Source organism: Neobacillus sp. NPDC097160 (assembly GCF_044762155.1).
GTDB lineage: Bacteria > Bacillota > Bacilli > Bacillales > Cytobacillaceae > Neobacillus.
This window is the reverse complement of the sequence record NZ_JBIWDU010000016.1, coordinates 124,423-143,844: the sequence shown is the minus strand read 5'-3', so window position 1 is coordinate 143,844 and position 19,422 is coordinate 124,423. Positions and strand designations below refer to the sequence as shown.

Here is a 19,422-nt window from a genome sequence, read left to right as displayed (position 1 = left end):
CTATTCTTTTTTAAACCATTGCAGCAGAAACTACTAGGTTAGGTGGATTTCCTTGAAAACGGAGCAAATTACCCAAAATCAACTGATACTTTTCCTTATCGTTTACTTTTATTCCACACTAGTTGGTTTCGCTTCTGCGCATTTAATCCACTTATCCCAATACGATACAGTGATTGTGCTAATGATCGGCGGCTTAGGAGGGTGCATTTACGCTTTTATTACGATCAAGCTGGCTAAGCGGCGGCCGACTGAGTTTATTAGTCATTACGGAAAGGAAATATTCCCTTATTGGATTCATGTCATTTTCATGGGTTTCTATTGTTTTTCATTCCTCCATATCAGCGCCTTTATTTTAAGAGAATACGAAGACTTTTTCGTCCAAACCTATCTGCCCGAAACACCGAACTGGGCTATAGGCATCATACTTGGCTTCGTTGTTGCGGTAACAGTACGCTCAGGAGTGGTTACGTTGTTCCGAACCGCGCAGGGATTATTTTTTCTTGTGATCCTGGCCGATATCGTAATTACCGCCTTTATTGGAAAGGAATTAAAATGGGACAGGTGGATGGCCTTTGTCACAAACCACAGCTGGCAGAACATTTATAAGGGTAGTTTTTACACCATTCCCTTTTTTGGAGAGGTCGTGATCTTGGTCTTTCTCTTTCCGTATTTAGCCAATAAAAATAAAACACTTACATCAGTTATATGGGCTGTTTCACTGTCAATGCTTTTCATCATCATCACTATGGTTTTTTTGTTATTACTCTTTGGTCCGAATCTAGCCAGTCATACTACCTATCCAATGTTAGAGATGGTACGTTATATCCGCATTGCTGATTTTATCGAAAACTTAGATCCCTTTTTAATATCAATTTGGTCAACAACCATTTATTTGAAGATTTCCATCATGTTTTATCTTTCTGTGCAAATACTTGCTCACTTATTCCACCTTAAGGATCACCGCCCGCTTGTCTTTTCGTTAGCGGCGGTTATGGTCGCCTTATCTCTACAAATGCCAGGCGGCACATCGTCTCTGACAAGCTTTTTTACGGAATCATGGGCAGCCTATTCCTATTTTATCGAGTGCATCCCAATCTTGTATCTACTCACGGACACCCTAAAACGTTTTATTAAAAAACGGTCTGCGAAAAAGGCAGAAACCAACTAAAAAGAGCATGGACAGTGTTGTCCATGCTCTTTTCTTTGAAAATTGTCCAGCGCTTGCGCTTTTCTAATTATTGGTGATTATAGCTTCTTGGTTTTGATGATTTGCCGCCGGTTCTTTTTTCACCGCTTCTTGGCTTTACCGGTGCTTTTTTTCTGTTACGGTCTCCGCCATAAGAACCTCGAGAATCATCTTTTCTGCGACGGTCGCGGTCAAATGGTTTTCTTTCTCTCTTTTGCGGAAGCTGCTCTTCTGTCAACTTAACCGGTGTGGTATCAGGTTCTTTTGTTAACATCTTCAAAACTGCTGCAATAACAGTTGAAGCATCATTTTCTTCCAGCAATTCTTGTGCTGCTGCTTTGTAATAATGTAAATTGTTTGACTCAATCGTTTGGACGATTTTATCCACAACTGCTTTTTGCTGGCCTTCTAATGCTTCATCAAGCGTAGGAGCCTTCATTTTTTCCATCTTGCGTTTTGTTGTCTTTTCCACAACAGCAAGATATGATTTTTCACGCGGTGTAATAAAGGTTAAGGCAATCCCTTTTTTACCGGCACGGCCTGTACGTCCAATACGGTGAACATAGCTTTCAGGATCCTGCGGAATATCAAAGTTGTATACATGGGTTACGCCAGAAATATCCAGACCCCTTGCAGCTACGTCTGTTGCAACAAGGACATCAATTGTTCCTTCTTTAAACTTACGAAGGACAGATAACCGTTTTGCCTGGCTTAAATCGCCATGAATACCTTCTGCCGTATATCCTCTTAATGTTAAGGCTTCTGATAATTCATCAACACGGCGCTTCGTACGGCCAAAAACAATCGCCAATTCCGGTGATTGAATATCCAAAAGTCTTGTTAACACATCAAATTTATTTCTTTCTTGAACCTCAAGATAATATTGTTCAATCGAAGGAACAGTCATTTCTTTCGTTTTAACACGAACGATTTGCGGATCCTTCATGAACTTTTCTGCCATTCTTTGAATTGGCCCCGGCATGGTGGCTGAGAATAGTAATGTTTGTCGCTCATCAGGTGTAGAAGCAAGGATTGATTCAATGTCTTCTATAAAGCCCATGTTTAACATTTCATCTGCTTCATCAAGGATTACCGTGTTAACCGTATCAAGACGCATAGTCTTTCTGTTAATATGGTCTAAAACACGTCCCGGAGTACCGACAATAATATGAGGGGCTTTCTTTAACGAGCGGATTTGACGGCTGATATCCTGACCACCGTAAATTGGAAGTACGCGCACTCTTTTTCCTGAGCCAATTTTGTATAGCTCTTCAGATACTTGAATCGCTAACTCACGTGTTGGAGCAATAATAATCCCTTGGATGGCATCCATTTTCGTATCAACTTTCTCCACCAACGGAATCCCAAATGCAGCTGTTTTACCTGTTCCTGTTTGTGCCTGACCGATCAAATCTTTATTTTCTAGGCTCAATGGAATCGTTTCTGCCTGGATTGGTGTCGCTTCCTCAAAACCCATTTTGAGGACAGCTTTTAAAGTGGCCTGACTTAGACCTAATTCTTCAAACTTTGTCAATGTTTTCATTCTCCTTCATCTATTTGAAAATGTTTTTACTATAGTGCTGAATATACACACGCATCAAATGCGGTAATAGGTGCTTCTTTATTTTACCAAAAAAAAGAACATTCCCCAAAAGAGTATGCCCTTAATTAATCGTTCTTAAGACACGTTGATGATTATCATACCACTTTCGATAGCATTTTGCAATAAAGACAAGTTTAGACCAATTCTAAAATTGTTTTACCGCTCCATCAAAAAGTCCATCACTTGAGAAAACAGGGCAGTTCGTTCCTCACAGTGGCAAATATGATGTTTCGAATCCTTTATGAAGGTGAGCCTTTTCTGTTTCGCACCAATGGTTTGGTATAAGTATTCAGCACTTTTAGGCGGCACAATCCCGTCACAATCCCCCTGTGCAATCAGCGTCGGTACTTTCACCTGATTTAAGAACGGCTTACTAAAAGAAACTAGCCTGCGGAATTGCATTGTTGCAGCTAAAGGTGTCTCTGTTATTTTTCTTTTATAACGGTGAAATAATTCATTCTTTTGTAAGTTTCCACGAAAAGAATCGAAAAGAATCTTTTTTATATCGACTGCAAGCTGCCTTGGATTAATATAGTATGCAGCAGCACTTAAAAGAATCAGCTTGTCCACAGGATAATTGGCGGCAAGAAAACTGGCAATCAGGCCGCCCATTGAAAAACCAATTACATACACCACATCACAAGTTTCAATGAGTTTTTTCAATTCCGCCTCGGCATGATCAATCCACTCTTGATAGCGGACTCCTTTTAATGTATCTGGTTCACCATGCCCTGGCAATGTAGGAACGCTAAAGAGCCAATCCGTTCGTTCCTGTAAATACTTGGCCAGGGGCTCAACTTCATAAGGAGCACCCGTAAAGCCATGAATAAGTAAGCAGCCAATCATCCGTGTCACACCTGCCAATTATTGCAAATTGTTTTACTCTTTTTGTAATTCTGTTACGATTTCCTCTAACCTCATACCGCGTGATGCTTTCACAAGTACGAGTGTTTCTGGATCCACGAAAGCTTTTAACTTCTGAATGAGTTCTGCCTTATCTGTAAAAGCAAACACTTTTTGTTGGCCTAAGACCTTCCTTGCACCTTTCGCGATGTCCCCGCCAAGAGCACCATAAGTAAAGAGAAAATCAATTTTATCGGCACTTAAACCTTCCCCAATTTGCAGGTGGTATTGCTCCTCCTCCGGACCAAGTTCTAACATGTCACCGAGGACAAGGATTTTCCGATTATATCCTTTAAGATTTGACACTAATTCGATGGCAGCCATCATTGAAGTAGGACTGGCATTATAGGCATCATTAATAATTTTTTCCCCTTGCTGCCCTTCGACCAGCTCCATCCGCATATTTGTCAGCTTAATATCTGCTAAGCCTTCATTCATTTTTTCAAATGGAATCGAAAAATAATCAGCGATTAGCATGGATGCAAGCGCATTTAATATATTATGAGTACCCAGAACAGGAAGATCGAAACTTTCATCTGAACGATTGGTTATAAAGGTGTTTCCTTGATCCAATTGAATAATTTCTGTTGGAAATAAATCATTGGTTTCCTTTCTGCCAAAGGTCTGAATATTGATATTTCCTTTATATTGGTGGATCCGCTCCATTAACAGCGGCTCATCACCATGGAGAACTGCTACCCCCTCCTCACGAAGCCCTTTTAGAATTTCCAGCTTGGCTTCCGCTATTCCTTCCCTTGACCCAAGATCAAGAAGATGTGATTCCCCAATATTGGTAATCACCACAGCATCGGGACAGGCAAGTTTTGTCAGGAATTCAATTTCACCCCTGCCGCTCATTCCCATCTCGAGTACCGCTATTTCAGTATCCTCGTTCAAGCCTAAAACCGTTAATGGAAGGCCGATATGGTTATTATAGTTCCCTTCCGTTTTTTGCACTTTATATTGGATCGATAAAAGACCGGCAGTCATATCCTTCGTTGTAGTTTTCCCATTACTTCCCGTAATCCCAACCACTCTAACAGGTAATTCCTTCCGATATTTTCGCGCCAGTTCCTGTAACGCAACAAGACAGTCATCGACAATGACAATCGGCAAATCGGCCGGGGGATTTGGGACATCCTTTTGCCACAAGGCAGCCACGGCGCCTTTTCGGATCGATTCCTCTACATATTTATGGCCGTCCACCTGCTCTCCTTTAAAGGGTATAAACAAATTTCCGGCATTTATTTTTCGGGAATCAATGGTAACCCCCTCAACGATCAAGTCTTCGAAAGGGGTGATAGTATTGGCTGCAGAAACCATTTCAGCAATCTGCTTCAATGTTCGTTTGATCAAGTTGATATCCTCCTTTTTCAATATTAAACGTAAATGGACACGGCATTTCAGCCGTGTCTCCGTTGTCTTACTCTCTCGTCAGTTAAAAAGTATATTTAATATTTTGTTTCTCCGCATGTCTTTCTTTTGCAAGATTGACAAGACGCTCAATTAATTGTGGATACTCTACCCCAGTGTGCTTCCATAAAAGCGGGAACATACTAAACGGAGTAAAGCCCGGCATCGTATTAACCTCATTAATTAGTGCCTTGCCGTCTCTGGTCAGGAAGAAATCAGCCCGAACAAGTCCTGAGCAATCCAATGCTTTAAATGCCTGAATCGCCATTTCCTTCAAGCATTCGTATTCTTCTTCTGTCACATCGGCAGGAATAATCAGCGCCGTATCACCATCTTCATATTTCGCTTTGTAATCATAAAAGTCCTTTTTCGGAACAATCTCACCCGTTACGGAACATTCCGGCTCATCGTTCCCGAGGACAGCAATCTCAATTTCACGGGCCGTGACACCCTCTTCAACGATCACTTTGCGGTCAAATTGAAAAGCTTCCACAAACGCTGTATCTAATTCAGCGCGGTTCGTACATTTGCTGATTCCAACACTAGAACCAAGGTTGGCAGGTTTCACAAAACATGGATACCCGAGATTTTCTTCTACCTTTGCATATGCCTCTTCCTTCGCCTTGGCCCATTCACTTTTAATAAAAGCAACATAATCTACTTGAGCCAACCCGGCTTGCGCAAAGACATTCTTCATCATCACCTTATCCATTCCAGCTGCTGAAGCAAGAACGCCGTTTCCAACGTATGGCAGGTTTAGTAATTCCAATAACCCTTGCACGGTTCCGTCTTCGCCATTTGGTCCATGAAGCAATGGGAAAATTACGTCAAGCGGTGCCGCTTCCTGCTGCTCAGCTTGGAAAAGTGCCGGAGCAAGCGATAGTGGCGATAATGGATTAGCGTTAGAAAATTCAAGTGCCTTAACGTTTTCTACTGGCGCACTTAACTGCGGCCCTTTAATCCACTCGCCTTCAACATTTATGTAAATAGGATGAATTTCAAATTTTTCAAGGTCTAATGCTCGAATCACTGCAAGTGCTGTCTGCAGAGATACCTGATGCTCGGCGGATTTCCCTCCATATAATAAACCTAGTTTTGTTTTCATACAAAAACCTCCATATTCTCTTTCACGGTTTTATTTTAACACTTTATTAAATAAGAAAGGAAATGTGGCAGACGTGTTTTTTAATGTTTTTTCCTCTTCAATATTTTATGATACATATGGCTTGCTTCAAAACAACCATTTGGCCTACGATATAGAAAATCTCCCCAATATGGAGAGATTTAGATGACATTTAGCTTCCATTCTTTTGTTTTTTTATCAAAGATGATTTTCGCATGGAAGGGTTTATTGGAGATTTGTTCGTATTCCTCCACCATATCATCCATATTCGCGAAATCGCCAACCACCCAAATCGGTATTTCAATCCGGCCACGCTGGTGATCAGCATCTCTTAAAGAGATACAAATTCCTTCTTTTATGAAGGGTGTCAACGAAAGCAGGATTTCTTTATTTACTTGTGGATAATCACGTTTTTTCCGAATTCCCAGGATTGATTTTTCCAGCCTCATCTCACCTAGCTTGCCGGCTAGTACTTCACTTAATAAATGGAAGAAATCCTTGAAGCTGCGATAATAGATTTTGTTATACCAGCCATCATCATGGGCCAAATACACAAAACGGTTTCCCAATTTATTATAAAAAGGCAATTTTAAATGCTGCTTTTGATGGCCTAGATATAATAATTCAGCTAATTCCTGACCTGAAAGCTCATTCAATACTTCATCTTCAATAAAGTCGATCCAGCAGAAGTTTCCGTAACTGTATACATCTTCTGCAGCTAACTTGTTAATTCTCTCTTCCGGACAATATTCGAGCAGCGTATGCATATTAAAATCAGCATCATCAAAGCGGTGCTTTAGTAAAAGCAGATGATTTAATGAACCTGAAAAAGCAGCAGCAAATTCAGCGAATTCGATACCGTAGGACAGTACATACTGGTCTGTTTGATTTAAATGAATATAGATGAGATCCCGTATGTCTTGATGATGCTTTTTCAAAGCCAAACTCCTCCGTTCAACTGCATTTAAATAAGTTTTCAGGATAATTCCCATGAAACTTCCAAATGCTTTTATAAATACTTCCTTATTTTATCAAATAATAGGTCAATTAGCATATTTCATTTCGTTTACAAAAAACTATCATGTGTTACACATACTATTTTTATATCCACTTGAATATTATTGGTTCATTTATCTAATTGTAGACAATTTTTGTCATCCATGCACCTAATGAAAGGAGCACAGCAAACCATGATTAAAGATATGACTTCAGATGAAATAAGCCTTTATATAATAAAAACCTTAAAAGAAAACAAAAAGGTTGATTTTGAAGCGATGCTCGAAGAACTTCAACCCTATGATGTAGCAAAAATTTATGAAGAATTACCGGAAAAGCATAAAGGAAGGTTTCTATTATTTTTAAAATTTGACGTCTTAGCAGACCTTATGGAAGAACTTGATAAGGAGGAACAGCTCGGTTTATTAAACATTCTCGGCATCGAAAAATCCAGTAAGGTTCTAGATTTAATGGATAATGACGATCTGGCATTATTATTAAATGAATTGTCCCCTGAGAAAAAGGATTCGCTGCTTTCGGGAATGAAAACGGAAGAGTCCAATGCTGTCAAAGGCATAATGAATTACCCGCCGGAAACAGCCGGAAGAATTATGACCAACCGCTTTGTTTGGATCCGTGATTATTTTACCGTCAGAGAAGCAGTCGATAAATTTAAAATCTTTGCCGGGTTTGCTGAGTCGATTAACTATCTGTATGTCATTGATGAAGCTAGAAAGCTTGTCGGGGTCGTCTCTTACCGGGATTTATTGTTAGCGGAACCGGAGGAAAAAATCCGGATGATTATGTATGAACGCGTCATTTCCGTTTCGGTAACCACTGACCAGGAAGTCGTGGCGCGAACAGCAGAGCGCTACGATTTCTTAGCGATCCCAGTTGTCGCCGAGAACAATGTCCTTGTCGGGATTGTTACAGTCGATGACATTATCGACGTCGTCATTAAAGAAGCAAATGAAGATATTGAAAAATTATCGGCATCAGGGAAATCAATTGACTTCGAAACGAAAACATTGACAGCTGCCGCTAGACGGCTTCCATGGCTCATTTTACTATTATTCATTGGTGTAATTTCGGGTAGAATCATCAGTAGTTTTGAGGATACCCTTCAACAGGTGGTCGCCTTAGCCTTTTTTATGCCGATGATTGCCGGGATGACGGGAAACACTGGGACACAATCACTTGCGGTTGTGGTTAGAGGACTTATTTCGTACGATATTGATAGAAAAGTGGTTACCCGTTTAGTCATGAGGGAACTGGGCGTCGGCATAACCATTGGCCTAACATGCGCAGTTCTAATTGCCATTATCGCTTACGTATGGCAGGGAAATTTGATACTAGGAGCTGTGGTCGGCTGCTCCCTATTTCTTACCCTGATTATCGGGACACTCGCGGGAACAATTATCCCCCTTATCCTTTACAAGGTGAAGATTGACCCTGCAGTGGCCTCAGGGCCACTGATTACCACCTTAAACGACATATTTTCATTGCTAACCTACTTTGGCATTGCCACCATGTTTTTAAAGCACTTGATGTAATAAGAAAAGCGCAGGCTCCCTGGTCTGCGGCGTATGGCCTGGAGCGCTCCAACTGAGATAAAGGAAACACGAAGAGCCGGAGGCGCATTCGTGTTTGACTTATCGTAGGGCGGAGAGCGAAGGACACTAGCCGCAAGGGCGCTGGAGCTGGACAATTCTCAAAGTCAAAATTTATACTTCTTATCTTAGTTTTCGAAGATCAATAATATTTATTAATTAAATGAAACCTTTCATTCATGGAATCGTTATATAAAGGGAGGGATGTAATATTTTCCCTGAATAAGCGTTGTTAGCGGACCTTTTCTCTGCTAGCATGAAAGATCATTATAGAGAAAATTTGGGTGTGGCCAATGGATAAATACAAGAAAAATGACGATCGATTTGATTGGACGTTAACATTATTATTATTTCTTTTTTTCTTAGTCAGCTGTGCGGCCATTTATAGTGCACAAGCATCGGGGCAATACGGCACGACGAATTTTTTGATCATGCAGGTTTTTTGGTATGTGATTGGTGCCGCAATTATCTCCGTTTCCATCTTTATCGACGGCTATCAATATAAACGGCTTTCCTGGTATTTATATGGCTTCGGTCTGATCTTACTTATTGCCGTTTACGTTGCACCTGAATCCATTGCTCCTGTAAGAAACGGGGCAAAAAGCTGGTTTGTCATTAGAGGAATCGGGCAAATTCAGCCGTCAGAATTTGTGAAAACCTTTTTGATCCTGGCCTTAAGCCGGCTCATTACCAGTCACCAAGAAAAGCATTTAGAAAAAACGTTAAAAACAGACTTTCTTTTACTTATAAAATTAGGAATAACGACAGCCGTGCCGCTTGGGTTAATTATGCTTCAGCCGGATCTTGGAACAGCGCTCGTCATCTTATCGATATTAACAGGGCTTATCTTAATTTCCGGGATTTCGTGGAAAATCATTATCCCTATATACAGTGCAGGCGCGTCCTTTGCAGCTCTTATATTCTATCTTGTTTTGATCAAGCCCGAATTTCTTGAAAAATATCTCCATGTGCAAACCTATCAGTTTAACCGAATTTATGCCTGGCTCGATCCCCATAGTCATGCAACAAGCTCTAGCTACCACTTGTTAAAATCGTTAAGCGCGATTGGCTCGGGACTTATAACCGGAAAAGGTTTTGGCCATCGTGAGGTTTATATCCCGGAAGCCCATACAGATTTCATTTTTAGTGTGATTGGTGAGGAGTATGGCTTCGTTGGCGGCAGTATCGTCGTTGGACTCTTTTTTCTGCTCATTTATCATTTAATCAAGACTTCTTTAGACACCAAAGATCCTTTTAATACCTATGTCTGTACAGGCATTATTAGTGTGATAACCTTTCACGTCTTCCAAAATATTGGCATGACGATTCAAGTGCTGCCGATTACCGGCATCCCACTCCCATTTATCAGCTATGGCGGCAGCTCGCTCATGGGGAATATGTTTGCAATGGGACTTGTATACAGTATCCGATACCACCATAAAACATATTTGTTTTCATCGGAGAACTCGTTACAGGCCTAATAGGAATTCTTTGTCCATTTCTACCATATTAATTTGAATATCTGATAAAGTGGTATACACTATTATAGGTTGGACTCAATTATTTACATAAGCGAAGGTGAACTATGGCACAATTTATCAACTCAATTTTGGAATTTTTATCACAGTTAGGATACCTCGGTATTGCCCTTGGATTAATGATAGAGATCATCCCAAGTGAAATTGTTTTAGGCTATGGCGGGTACATGATTTCACAAGGACATCTCAATTTTGCCGGAGCCGTCATTGCCGGTACAATTGGAGGAACGATTGCCCAGCTATTTTTATATTGGGCCGGTTATTATGGCGGCCGTCCATTTTTGGAGAAATACGGAAAGTACGTACTGATTAAAAAGAGTCATATTGATGTCGCTGAGCACTGGTTTGAAAAATATGGTGCCGGTGTAATTTTCTCTGCAAGGTTCATACCTGTTGTGAGGCATGCCATTTCCATTCCTGCCGGGATTGCCAAAATGTCAGCAACCAAATTTACCCTTTACACTGTGGCAGCCGTTTTGCCTTGGTCCATTCTCTTCATCTATTTAGGAAAGGTGTTGGGCAAAAACTGGTCACATGTAAAAGAATACGCCCAGCCCTATATACTACCAATCATCATTGCAGCTGTTGTTTTGGGAGTAATCTACTTTTTAATTAAAAAAACAAAGAAAACCACCGACTAAATTGATTCGGTGGTTTTTGTATTCCATTCGTATTTATTATTACAGCATTACGCTTGTAATTGCGGCGGTTAATAAACTTACAAGTGTGGCACCAAAAAGCAATTTAAGCCCAAACTTTGCCACTAGGTTTCCCTTCTTCTCGTTTAAGCCTTTCACGGCGCCGGTGATAATTCCAATTGACGAAAAGTTAGCAAAAGAAACAAGGAATACAGAAACGATTCCAACTGTTCTGCTCGACAACGTATCTGTAATTTTTGCTAAATCCATCATAGCCACGAACTCGTTTGATAACAATTTTGTTGCCATAATCGTTCCGGCATCGACAACTTCTGAAGCGGGAACGCCAATAACAAAGGCCAGTGGTGCAAACACATAACCAAGCGCCATTTGGAAGCTGATGCCGAAAGCGGCTGCAAACAAATGATTAATCATGCTGATTAGGGCCACAAAACCGATTAACATTGCCCCAACGATAATAGCTACTTTGAAACCATCTAAAATATACTCTCCAAGCATTTCAAAAAAGGATTGTTTTTCTCCTTCTTGAATTTCAATTATATCCTCTTGTTCTGTTACCACATAAGGATTAATGATATTTGCAATAATAAAGCCGCCAAATAGGTTTAACACAAGTGCGGTGATGACATATTTTGGTTCAATCATGGTCATGTAGGCCCCTAAAATCGATGCCGACACCGTGGACATTGCAGAAGTACACAACGTATACAAGCGATGTTCAGGAAGGTATGGAAGCTGTTTTTTTACCGAAATAAACACCTCAGACTGACCAAAGACCGCAGATGCTACTGCATTATAAGACTCTAATTTCCCTAGACCATTTATCTTACTTAAAACTAAACCGAGGAAGCGGATAATAATCGGAAGAACCTTTATATACTGGGCAATTCCAATTAATACGGAAATAAAGACAATCGGCATCAGCACGTTTAAGAAGAAAGGCCCTGCTCCTTTATTCGCGATTCCGCCGAATACAAAGTTAACCCCATCTGCTGCATATGCCAGAATATGTTCAAACATCCCTGATATTCCTCTAATAATCACAAGGCCTACCCCTGTATTAAGCAGGACAAAGGCAAATACTAGCTGCAAAACGAGCATGATAGCGATTGGCTTCAACTTGATCCCTTTTTTATTTTTACTTACAATAAAGGCAAGAAAAAAGATCACAACCAATGCCGCCAAAAACAAAATATATTTCAAAACATTCTCTCCTATCAGATGATGTAATTTCTATGATGTAAATTATTCGACAAAAAACGACAGCGTTTTCAAACGTAATTTTGATTATAAGATTGCTTCTTACTCGTGTCAACCTTTTGCATGGAAGTGGTAAAATTCAGGTTATTCACTATCGTCTAACTTTTATTTTTTCCTTATTGCCATCGAATCATCCACTTTTTTTCTTCATAATAAAAAGGCATGGAGATTTTACTCCATACCTTCGCATCTTATTTTGCAAAAATTCTAATTAACAACAGTATCTTACTTGGCCGCTTCGATGACGCGTTTCATCGCCTGTATTTGACCTAAATGAAGGGACTCGTGAAAAACGGCAAAGTTCGCAAGTTCACCAAAGGTTTCTTGCCCTAGGAACGGAGTTTTCAACTTTTCGTTAAAGCTTTCCCCCGGTATTTCCTTGATTCTTTTTATTTGCTCTTTTAACTGTGCTGTCAATTCCTGAATGGATGGAACATCGCCCTGCCAATCAGCCGGCTTCGTACGTGTTGCGAAAAATTCCATATAATTTGCAGGCAAGTTGGTCGACTTTTTTGGAAAGCCAAACATAAATTGCTCTGCTACAGTTAACACATGCCCCACATGCCAGTGGATCGTGTTATTAAAACCTTGAGGCTGGATATCAACAATTGCCTCGTCTAAAGATTCCACGTTTTTAATTAAAAAGCTCCTTGTTAACTCAAGACTCTTAAATAATAGTTCACTCATTTATTTTAGCCTCCTCTCACTTCATAGCTATATTTTATACCAAAATCAGGTAATTAGTAAATGAACACTTTTACATTTCTTCTGGCGCTTCAATTCCTAACAGACGCAAGCCTTCTTTAAGCACGGCAGTTACACTGTAAACAAGTGCCAAGCGTGCCTCCCGCTCTTCGTTTTCTTCTAGAACTTTTACTTCGGCGTAATATTTATTAAAGGCTTGGGCAAGGTCGACAATATATTTGGCCACCTGCGAAGGGTCGAAGTTCTCACAAGCTCTTTTAATCGAAGGTGCGAATTCCATAAGCAAGCTAGCCACCTTCCATTCTTTTTCCCAAGAATTCGTATAGGTTTCAGCTTGTAAACCTGCCTGCCAATTCGCTTTTCTTAAAATCGAACAAGCCCGGGCAAAGGTGTACTGAACATACGGCCCTGTTTCCCCTTCAAAACGAAGCATTTCCTCTAGGGAAAATTCAATATCGTTCATCCGGTTGTTCTTTAAGTCATGGAAAATTACCGCTCCCACTCCCACCTGTTTCGCCACTGCATCTTTGTTTGCCAGATTTGGATTCTTCTCCTCGATATTGTGGTGTGCCATTGCAATGGATTCATTTAATACTTCTTCTAAGAGGACGACTTTTCCTTTACGGGTCGACATCTTTTTACCGTCTTTTAACATCATGCCAAATGGAACATGCACCATATTCTTTGCCCATTCGTAACCCATTTTTCCTAATACGGCAATTAATTGTTTAAAATGTAGGCTTTGCTCATGGCCGACCACGTATAAAGAATGAACAAAGTGATAGTTTTCTTTTCTGTAGAGGGCAGCTGCTAAATCACGTGTGGCGTAAAGTGTTGCGCCATCAGATTTCTTAATCAAGCACGGCGGCAGCCCTTCCTCGGCTAACTCGACCACCATTGCCTGATCGGATTCTACCAGTAGCTGTTTCTCCTCTAGCAGCTTAACGATGCGATCCATTTTGTCATTATAAAACGCTTCACCTGCATAGGAATCAAATTCGACATTCATTAACTTATAAATTCTCGAAAACTCTTTTAGCGATTCATCGCGGAACCATTGCCACAGGCTTAGTGCTTCCGCGTCGCCATCTTCCAATCGTTTAAACCAGCTGCGCCCCTGATCCTCGAGTGTTGGATCAGTTTCTGCTACTTCATGGAACTTAATATAAAGTGCGAGTAACTCCTTAATGGGATTTTGTTTTACTTTTTCGGGATCGCCCCATAGTTTATAGGCGGTAATTAACTTCCCGAATTGGGTGCCCCAGTCGCCCAAATGGTTAATTTTAATGGGCTTATAACCGCATTTTTCTGTGATCAGTGCGATGGAGTTCCCGATTACAGTCGAACGCAAATGCCCCATTGAAAATGGCTTAGCGATATTTGGTGACGACATGTCGATCGTGACATGGCCGCCGTTCCCAAATTCGTGGGTACCAAAAAGGCCTTTTTGATCGATAATGCTGTTGACGAGTTGTTCCGAAACCAGCTTTTTATTTAAAAAGATATTTAAGTAGGCACCTACTACTTCAACCTTTTCAAATAGTGGCGTTTGAATCTTTTCGGTTAGGTCTTTGGCAATCAGATTAGGTGATTTTCTTTTTAGCTTTGCCAATGTGAAACACGGAAAGGCTAAGTCACCATGCTCGGCGTTTTTTGGTTTCTCAATCATTAGTTCAAGTTCCGCTGTTGTCAGTTCCTGGTCAAGCAACTCAAAGAGAATGGCTGCCAGTTCCTTTTTAAAATTCATTTTTATAGACCTCCTTTTTTTAAAAAAATGATCACTATCTAACTTTTGACGGGCTGAACTGACGCATTAATGCGGCGCTCCGTCCCTTTTCCACAAAAAACAAAAAACTCCCGCCTCTTATATAAAGAGACGAGAGTTTGATAATCCCGCGGTACCACTCTAATTGTTCAAAAAGAACCGGCTTAATTTTATAACGGAGCATACTCCGGCGTACCCTACTTGGTTCAGGTTAGCATCTCAAAAGTGCGCTTCGTTATCTGCTCCGTATCAGGCTCACACCGCCCCTGACTCGCTTTCACTTTCCAGATAACTACTCTCTTTTTCATTGATTTTTCTGGTTTGATTATCAGTTATTATACTGGAAAGATAAGGATTTATCCAGTCATTGTTGATTATTTTTTTATTAAGGAAATCCTACTATCAAAGGAGGAATTTTAATGGCCAAAAGAAATAAAATACTTGTCCCGGAAGCACGCAGAGGATTGGATGCACTAAAAGCGAAAGTCGTTCAATCTGCGACCCCTGAGGCTGCGAAATTTGAAGCTGCCGAGGAGGTAGGTGTTCCTTTGAAAAACGGGTATAACGGCCAGCTCACATCCGAGCAGGCCGGAAAAGTCGGCGGCAGGCTCGGCGGCAGCATGGTCCGAGAGCTTGTGAAAATGGCACAGGAAAACTTAAGTAAAAGGCAGTAATGAAGAACTAAAAATGAGAAAAGTCTTGTGCAGCAAATTGCACAAGTCTTTTCTCATTTATTACCTAGGCAGCCCCTTCAAAAGAAATACCTTCATAATTTCAGCGATCTGCTCAGAACTCAGAGGTTCGTGGTTTCTTTCCCAATCAGAAACAAGGGCAATATACATTTTTAACAATAGAAAGCTTGTGATTTCAGGGTTGATCGCCGGGATTGCACCTTTAGTAATGGCTGTCTCAATTTTTTGCTTTAAATAGGCAATAATTTCGTTCTCGACATGCTGCAGCATTTCCGAAACAGCCAATGTTCCCATGTCGGCTTCTTCCTGGACAAGCTTAATCATAAGCTGATGCTGGGAGCGAAATTCTAATAAGCGGTATAAGGCACGATGGACATTTTCCGTGAACGGTAAATCCGGCTGGATGGCAGCATCTGCCTCTAGGATCATTTCTTTCACTAACGAAGAAATAATTTCTTCAAATAATTCTTCCTTTTTTTTAAAAAAAGTATAAATGGTCCCTTTTCCTACATTGGCAAGCTTCGCAACCTGATCCATGGTCGTCGCCTTAAAGCCAAATAATGAAAATGACTTTGTAGCGGCTTCCACAATCATCTTTCTTCTGTCGGGTGCCATTCGCATCACCCTCCTCAATGACTAATTTAGTTTTTCGGTCAATCTAATTAATCTCACTATAGCACAGCCTGTCCTCTGTTTCAATTTTCCCTGAATTGGCGGAAATTGATTTGGATTACAGCACTATTCTTTTTCGCTTTAACCCTATTCTATCCAAATTCCTCTTACACTTTTGGCTATATGAAAACCTATTGGGTGTATTATGCTCTACCGATCAACATGGCGGGAATCCCACTGCTGCTTTGGGCGGTTGGGAGCATTCGAAAAAAACTGGCGAAAAACCATTAATATTTTGCAAAATCATTCTTTAATGGGATAGGTAATCAATCGTTTGATTAACTTTAATTCGAATACCACCGAACTAATCAAACGTTTGATTAAAATGGCAGGATTAAAAAGAACAGTGCCTGGCACTGTTCTTAAAAAACCTATTCTTTAAAAATATTTTTCAAATCAGCTACAAGCAAACATCGGGATTGAAAAATCGCTAATCTGATATACTAATTAATCGTTTGATTAAAATGGAAATTTCTAAGTGATATACTAATTAATCGTTTGATTAATTAAAATAATAGATATGATCGAATGCCAATGGGCGGATTTTTGTCAATAACTTTAAATATGATATACTAATCAATTGTTTGATTAATTTTCAACTTTAAATGAGCTACACTAATTAATCGTTTGATTAAACGAAATGCTGCAGATTCCTAAAATTATGACCCTGTTGACCGGTAGTGCCTGACACCAATTTGCCAGACGAGAAAACATGGAAGAATAAACAAGCTCCCCAGAACGGGCATCAGCATATGGGTCAGGTCGTTTCCGGTTATTTTTCCGAGAATATACTTTAGCGGCAAATAATTTACCGTTCCAAAAGGAATCACATAGGTAAAGAAACGGGTTACCCATTTTTGATAAATATTTAACGGATATTGTGCCATCTCCCTGCCGCCGTCGGTAAAAATATTCGCCACTTCAAGGCCTTGAACTGTCCAAAAACACATGGTAGCTGCAAGCATGTAGATTCCGGTAAAGATAAACACACCACTCATAATCATTAAGGCCAGTGTAATGGCTTTAATGACAGTCCACTCGATGGGAAGATTGCTTAAAGCCCATATTAAAACAATCACACTTTGGAGTAGCCGGCCAAATCTAGTAAACTCGAACTTTGAGCCAAGGACTTGAATAAAGGTACTACGCGGTCTGACGAGCAACCGATCAAATTCCCCCTTAATAATTAAACTTGAAAACACATCAAACCCGCGGGCAAAACACTCACTCAAGCTGAAGGCCATATGGATGACCGCGAAGCAAAGTGCCACTTCAAAAAACCCCCATCCTTTAATTTGTCCAAACCGTTCAAATAAAAGATACAGGCCGGCAAATATGGTGAGAGGAATAAAAAACTGACCAATCGTCAACAGCCAAAAGGATATACGATATTGCATTTGTGATTTAAACAGAATCAGCAAGTACTTATAATAAAGACGCAATGTGAATCACCCTCCCTGGACAACAACTTTTCCTACTGCACGGTTAAGCGCAAATCGGCCTAATAAGACGAGGACAAGCAGATACCCTAACTGTATGAGGATACCGATCATAGCTTCATGCTGCGGGATATGGCCTGAATAGACCCGGAACGGAAAATCGGCTGTCCAACGGAACGGCAGCACATTCGCTATTTTTTGCAGCCACAATGGCATCAAGGGAACCGGAATAATTAAACCGGCAAAAAACTCACCAAGGATAGAGAAAAGTAAAAGGGATCCTGCCGGTGACATCGTAACAAATACAGATATATATAAGAACATCGAAATTGCTACTAACAGAAATAAGCCCAGAAGTAAGGCCGTTATAAATAATAGAAAGGTAGTTAAACTAGGTGGAAAAGTCATGTTATAGGGTTTAGGCAAAAGAAACGATACGATTAAAATTGGAAAGCAGCGTAATATAGCGCTAGCTAACCGCTGCGCCAAAAGCTTCGCATACCAAAAGCCATAAAGATCACAAGGCCTGCACAGCTCATAGGCAATATTTCCGCTTGTAATTAACTCAACCAGCTCATTATCACGAAACCACATCGTAATGAAAACAAGAAAGGCCTGCTGGAGCCATATGTAAGTGATGATTTCTCTTAAAGAAATCGGCTGTGTTTGGGCAGTGTATTCGTAGAATGCCTCGAATACCATAATTGTGATAAATCCCCAGAAAAATTGTGTCGCCACTCCAGCAAGTGCCGCCGCACGGTATTGCATTCCCATTGAAAGTCTCAGCTTTAAAACCGACCCATACACCCTCATATTTGGTACTCCTTATAAAGCTGAACAATCATATCTTCAATTGGCTGTGTTTCGACCGTTACATCTAAGAGTTCGACCTTGTTGGATAATTGAGCAATGATCTCTGAGGTTTTTACCTGTTCCGTATCAATGTTTAGCACTACACGTTCCGGTGTCCACGAAAGTGTGGCGGCCCCAGGGATGTGGATAGGGTTTGTATTTTTTCCATAATCCGCTGTAATCGTTTTATGCTTGCCGAATCGCTTCCTTAATTCCTCCAGATGGCCATCGTATAACAAGCTGCCCTTACCAATTAAAATCACCCTATCAGCTAATGCCTCAATATCATTCATATCGTGCGTTGTTAGGATAACAGTAACTCCTTTTTCTCGATTAATTGTTTTGATAAACTGACGGACGGCGATTTTTGAAACAGCATCCAGCCCGATGGTCGGCTCATCTAAAAATAAAATTGTCGGATTGTGAATGAGAGAAGCCGCAATCTCACAGCGCATTCGCTGGCCTAGACTTAATTGACGGACGGGTGAATGGACGATTTCTTGTAGTTCAAGAGTTTCGATGAGCAGGTCAATCGTAGATTTATAGTCTTGTTGCGGAACCTTATATATGTCTTTGAGAAGTTCGAATGAATCCATCACTGGGACATCCCACCAGAGCTGAGAGCGCTGGCCGAAGACGACGCCAATATTTTTTACATACTGCGTTCGGTCTTTCCAGGGTGTATACCCCATGATCGTACACTTCCCGGTGTCAGGCACCAGGATGCCGCTCATGACTTTTATGGTTGTTGATTTACCCGCCCCGTTCGGTCCGATATAGCCAACGATTTCTCCTTGGTTAATGGAAAAAGAAATGTCCTTCAGGGCGTCAACAATCGTATGCTCCCTGTAAAATAATGACTTTGCCGCCTGCCGTAGACCGGTTGAGCGCTTGGCAATTTTATAGGATTTGCTAATACCTTGTAATTGAATCAATCGTAGTTTCCCTCCCCGCTTTTTTGAGTCGCAGAGGAAAATAATAACATCGGGTTATAAACGTGTCAAGA

17 protein-coding genes and 1 other annotated feature are annotated in these 19,422 nt (G+C 40.7%); of the genes, 5 read left to right on the top strand and 12 right to left on the bottom strand.

What is annotated here, in order from left to right; genetic code table 11:
- Positions 1 to 52: 52 nt before the first annotated feature.
- The gene (locus tag ACIQXV_RS21675; RefSeq protein ID WP_402962024.1) at positions 53 to 1,168 is read left to right on the top strand and encodes a GerAB/ArcD/ProY family transporter; all 1,116 of its coding nucleotides are present in this window, start codon (positions 53 to 55) and stop codon (positions 1,166 to 1,168) included.
- 67 nt (positions 1,169 to 1,235) lie between these two features.
- On the opposite strand, the gene cshA is transcribed toward ACIQXV_RS21675, so the two are convergent.
- From cshA to ACIQXV_RS21650, 5 genes are all read right to left on the bottom strand, one after another.
- Complete coding sequence (cshA, locus tag ACIQXV_RS21670; RefSeq protein WP_402962022.1) at positions 1,236 to 2,720, bottom strand: degradosome RNA helicase CshA; 1,485 nt, start codon at positions 2,718 to 2,720, stop codon at positions 1,236 to 1,238.
- Positions 2,721 to 2,945: 225 nt separating this feature from the next.
- Positions 2,946 to 3,635, bottom strand: coding sequence for an alpha/beta hydrolase (locus ACIQXV_RS21665; protein ID WP_402962021.1), 690 nt, complete (start codon positions 3,633 to 3,635; stop codon positions 2,946 to 2,948).
- A gap of 33 nt (positions 3,636 to 3,668) precedes the next feature.
- On the bottom strand, positions 3,669 to 5,048 hold the full coding sequence (locus tag ACIQXV_RS21660; RefSeq protein WP_402962019.1) for a UDP-N-acetylmuramoyl-tripeptide--D-alanyl-D-alanine ligase: 1,380 nt from the start codon (positions 5,046 to 5,048) through the stop codon (positions 3,669 to 3,671).
- An 82-nt stretch (positions 5,049 to 5,130) separates the two neighbouring features.
- Positions 5,131 to 6,210: a D-alanine--D-alanine ligase gene (locus tag ACIQXV_RS21655; RefSeq protein ID WP_402962017.1), complete on the bottom strand. Its 1,080-nt coding sequence runs from the start codon at positions 6,208 to 6,210 to the stop codon at positions 5,131 to 5,133.
- Positions 6,211 to 6,389: 179 nt separating this feature from the next.
- Complete coding sequence (locus tag ACIQXV_RS21650; RefSeq protein WP_402962016.1) at positions 6,390 to 7,166, bottom strand: hypothetical protein; 777 nt, start codon at positions 7,164 to 7,166, stop codon at positions 6,390 to 6,392.
- Between the two features lie 252 nt (positions 7,167 to 7,418).
- On the opposite strand from ACIQXV_RS21650, the gene mgtE reads away from it, so the two are divergent.
- The 3 genes from mgtE to uptA all read left to right on the top strand — a co-directional run bounded on the left by mgtE (position 7,419) and on the right by uptA (position 11,013).
- Positions 7,419 to 8,777 carry a magnesium transporter gene (mgtE, locus tag ACIQXV_RS21645; protein ID WP_402962014.1) on the top strand — a complete coding sequence of 453 codons (1,359 nt, stop codon included), beginning with the start codon at positions 7,419 to 7,421 and terminating at the stop codon, positions 8,775 to 8,777.
- A 350-nt stretch (positions 8,778 to 9,127) separates the two neighbouring features.
- Positions 9,128 to 10,315: an FtsW/RodA/SpoVE family cell cycle protein gene (locus ACIQXV_RS21640; RefSeq protein ID WP_402962012.1), complete on the top strand. Its 1,188-nt coding sequence runs from the start codon at positions 9,128 to 9,130 to the stop codon at positions 10,313 to 10,315.
- Between the two features lie 104 nt (positions 10,316 to 10,419).
- Positions 10,420 to 11,013: an undecaprenyl phosphate transporter UptA gene (uptA, locus tag ACIQXV_RS21635; RefSeq protein WP_402962011.1), complete on the top strand. Its 594-nt coding sequence runs from the start codon at positions 10,420 to 10,422 to the stop codon at positions 11,011 to 11,013.
- 39 nt (positions 11,014 to 11,052) lie between these two features.
- Here the strand turns inward: uptA and ACIQXV_RS21630 are convergent, their stop codons facing one another.
- The 3 genes from ACIQXV_RS21630 to argS form a co-directional block, all read right to left on the bottom strand.
- Positions 11,053 to 12,234: a NupC/NupG family nucleoside CNT transporter gene (locus ACIQXV_RS21630; protein ID WP_402962009.1), complete on the bottom strand. Its 1,182-nt coding sequence runs from the start codon at positions 12,232 to 12,234 to the stop codon at positions 11,053 to 11,055.
- A gap of 282 nt (positions 12,235 to 12,516) precedes the next feature.
- Positions 12,517 to 12,978 (bottom strand): DinB family protein, encoded by a 462-nt coding sequence (locus ACIQXV_RS21625; RefSeq protein WP_402962007.1) that lies wholly within the window; start codon positions 12,976 to 12,978, stop codon positions 12,517 to 12,519.
- A 70-nt stretch (positions 12,979 to 13,048) separates the two neighbouring features.
- Positions 13,049 to 14,743 carry an arginine--tRNA ligase gene (gene argS, locus ACIQXV_RS21620; RefSeq protein WP_402962006.1) on the bottom strand — a complete coding sequence of 565 codons (1,695 nt, stop codon included), beginning with the start codon at positions 14,741 to 14,743 and terminating at the stop codon, positions 13,049 to 13,051.
- A gap of 122 nt (positions 14,744 to 14,865) precedes the next feature.
- Positions 14,866 to 15,078 (bottom strand) — a binding site (T-box leader).
- A gap of 102 nt (positions 15,079 to 15,180) precedes the next feature.
- Between argS and ACIQXV_RS21615 the strand changes: the two genes are divergently transcribed.
- Positions 15,181 to 15,435, top strand: a complete 255-nt coding sequence (locus ACIQXV_RS21615) for an alpha/beta-type small acid-soluble spore protein (RefSeq protein WP_402962004.1) — start codon at positions 15,181 to 15,183, stop codon at positions 15,433 to 15,435.
- A 60-nt stretch (positions 15,436 to 15,495) separates the two neighbouring features.
- Here ACIQXV_RS21615 and ACIQXV_RS21610 read toward each other — a convergent pair whose 3' ends face one another.
- The 4 genes from ACIQXV_RS21610 to ACIQXV_RS21595 form a co-directional block, all read right to left on the bottom strand.
- A complete protein-coding gene (locus ACIQXV_RS21610; RefSeq protein ID WP_402962002.1) occupies positions 15,496 to 16,068 on the bottom strand; it encodes a TetR/AcrR family transcriptional regulator in 573 nt (190 codons plus the stop codon).
- Positions 16,069 to 16,784: 716 nt separating this feature from the next.
- A complete protein-coding gene (locus ACIQXV_RS21605) occupies positions 16,785 to 17,567 on the bottom strand; it encodes an ABC transporter permease (RefSeq protein ID WP_402962001.1) in 783 nt (260 codons plus the stop codon).
- Positions 17,568 to 17,573: 6 nt separating this feature from the next.
- Entirely contained in the window at positions 17,574 to 18,377 is an 804-nt protein-coding gene (locus ACIQXV_RS21600) for an ABC transporter permease (protein WP_402961999.1), read from the bottom strand.
- Positions 18,374 to 19,351: an ABC transporter ATP-binding protein gene (locus tag ACIQXV_RS21595; RefSeq protein WP_402961997.1), complete on the bottom strand. Its 978-nt coding sequence runs from the start codon at positions 19,349 to 19,351 to the stop codon at positions 18,374 to 18,376. Before ACIQXV_RS21595 ends, ACIQXV_RS21600 begins: the two co-directional genes overlap by 4 nt.
- Positions 19,352 to 19,422: the final 71 nt, after the last annotated feature.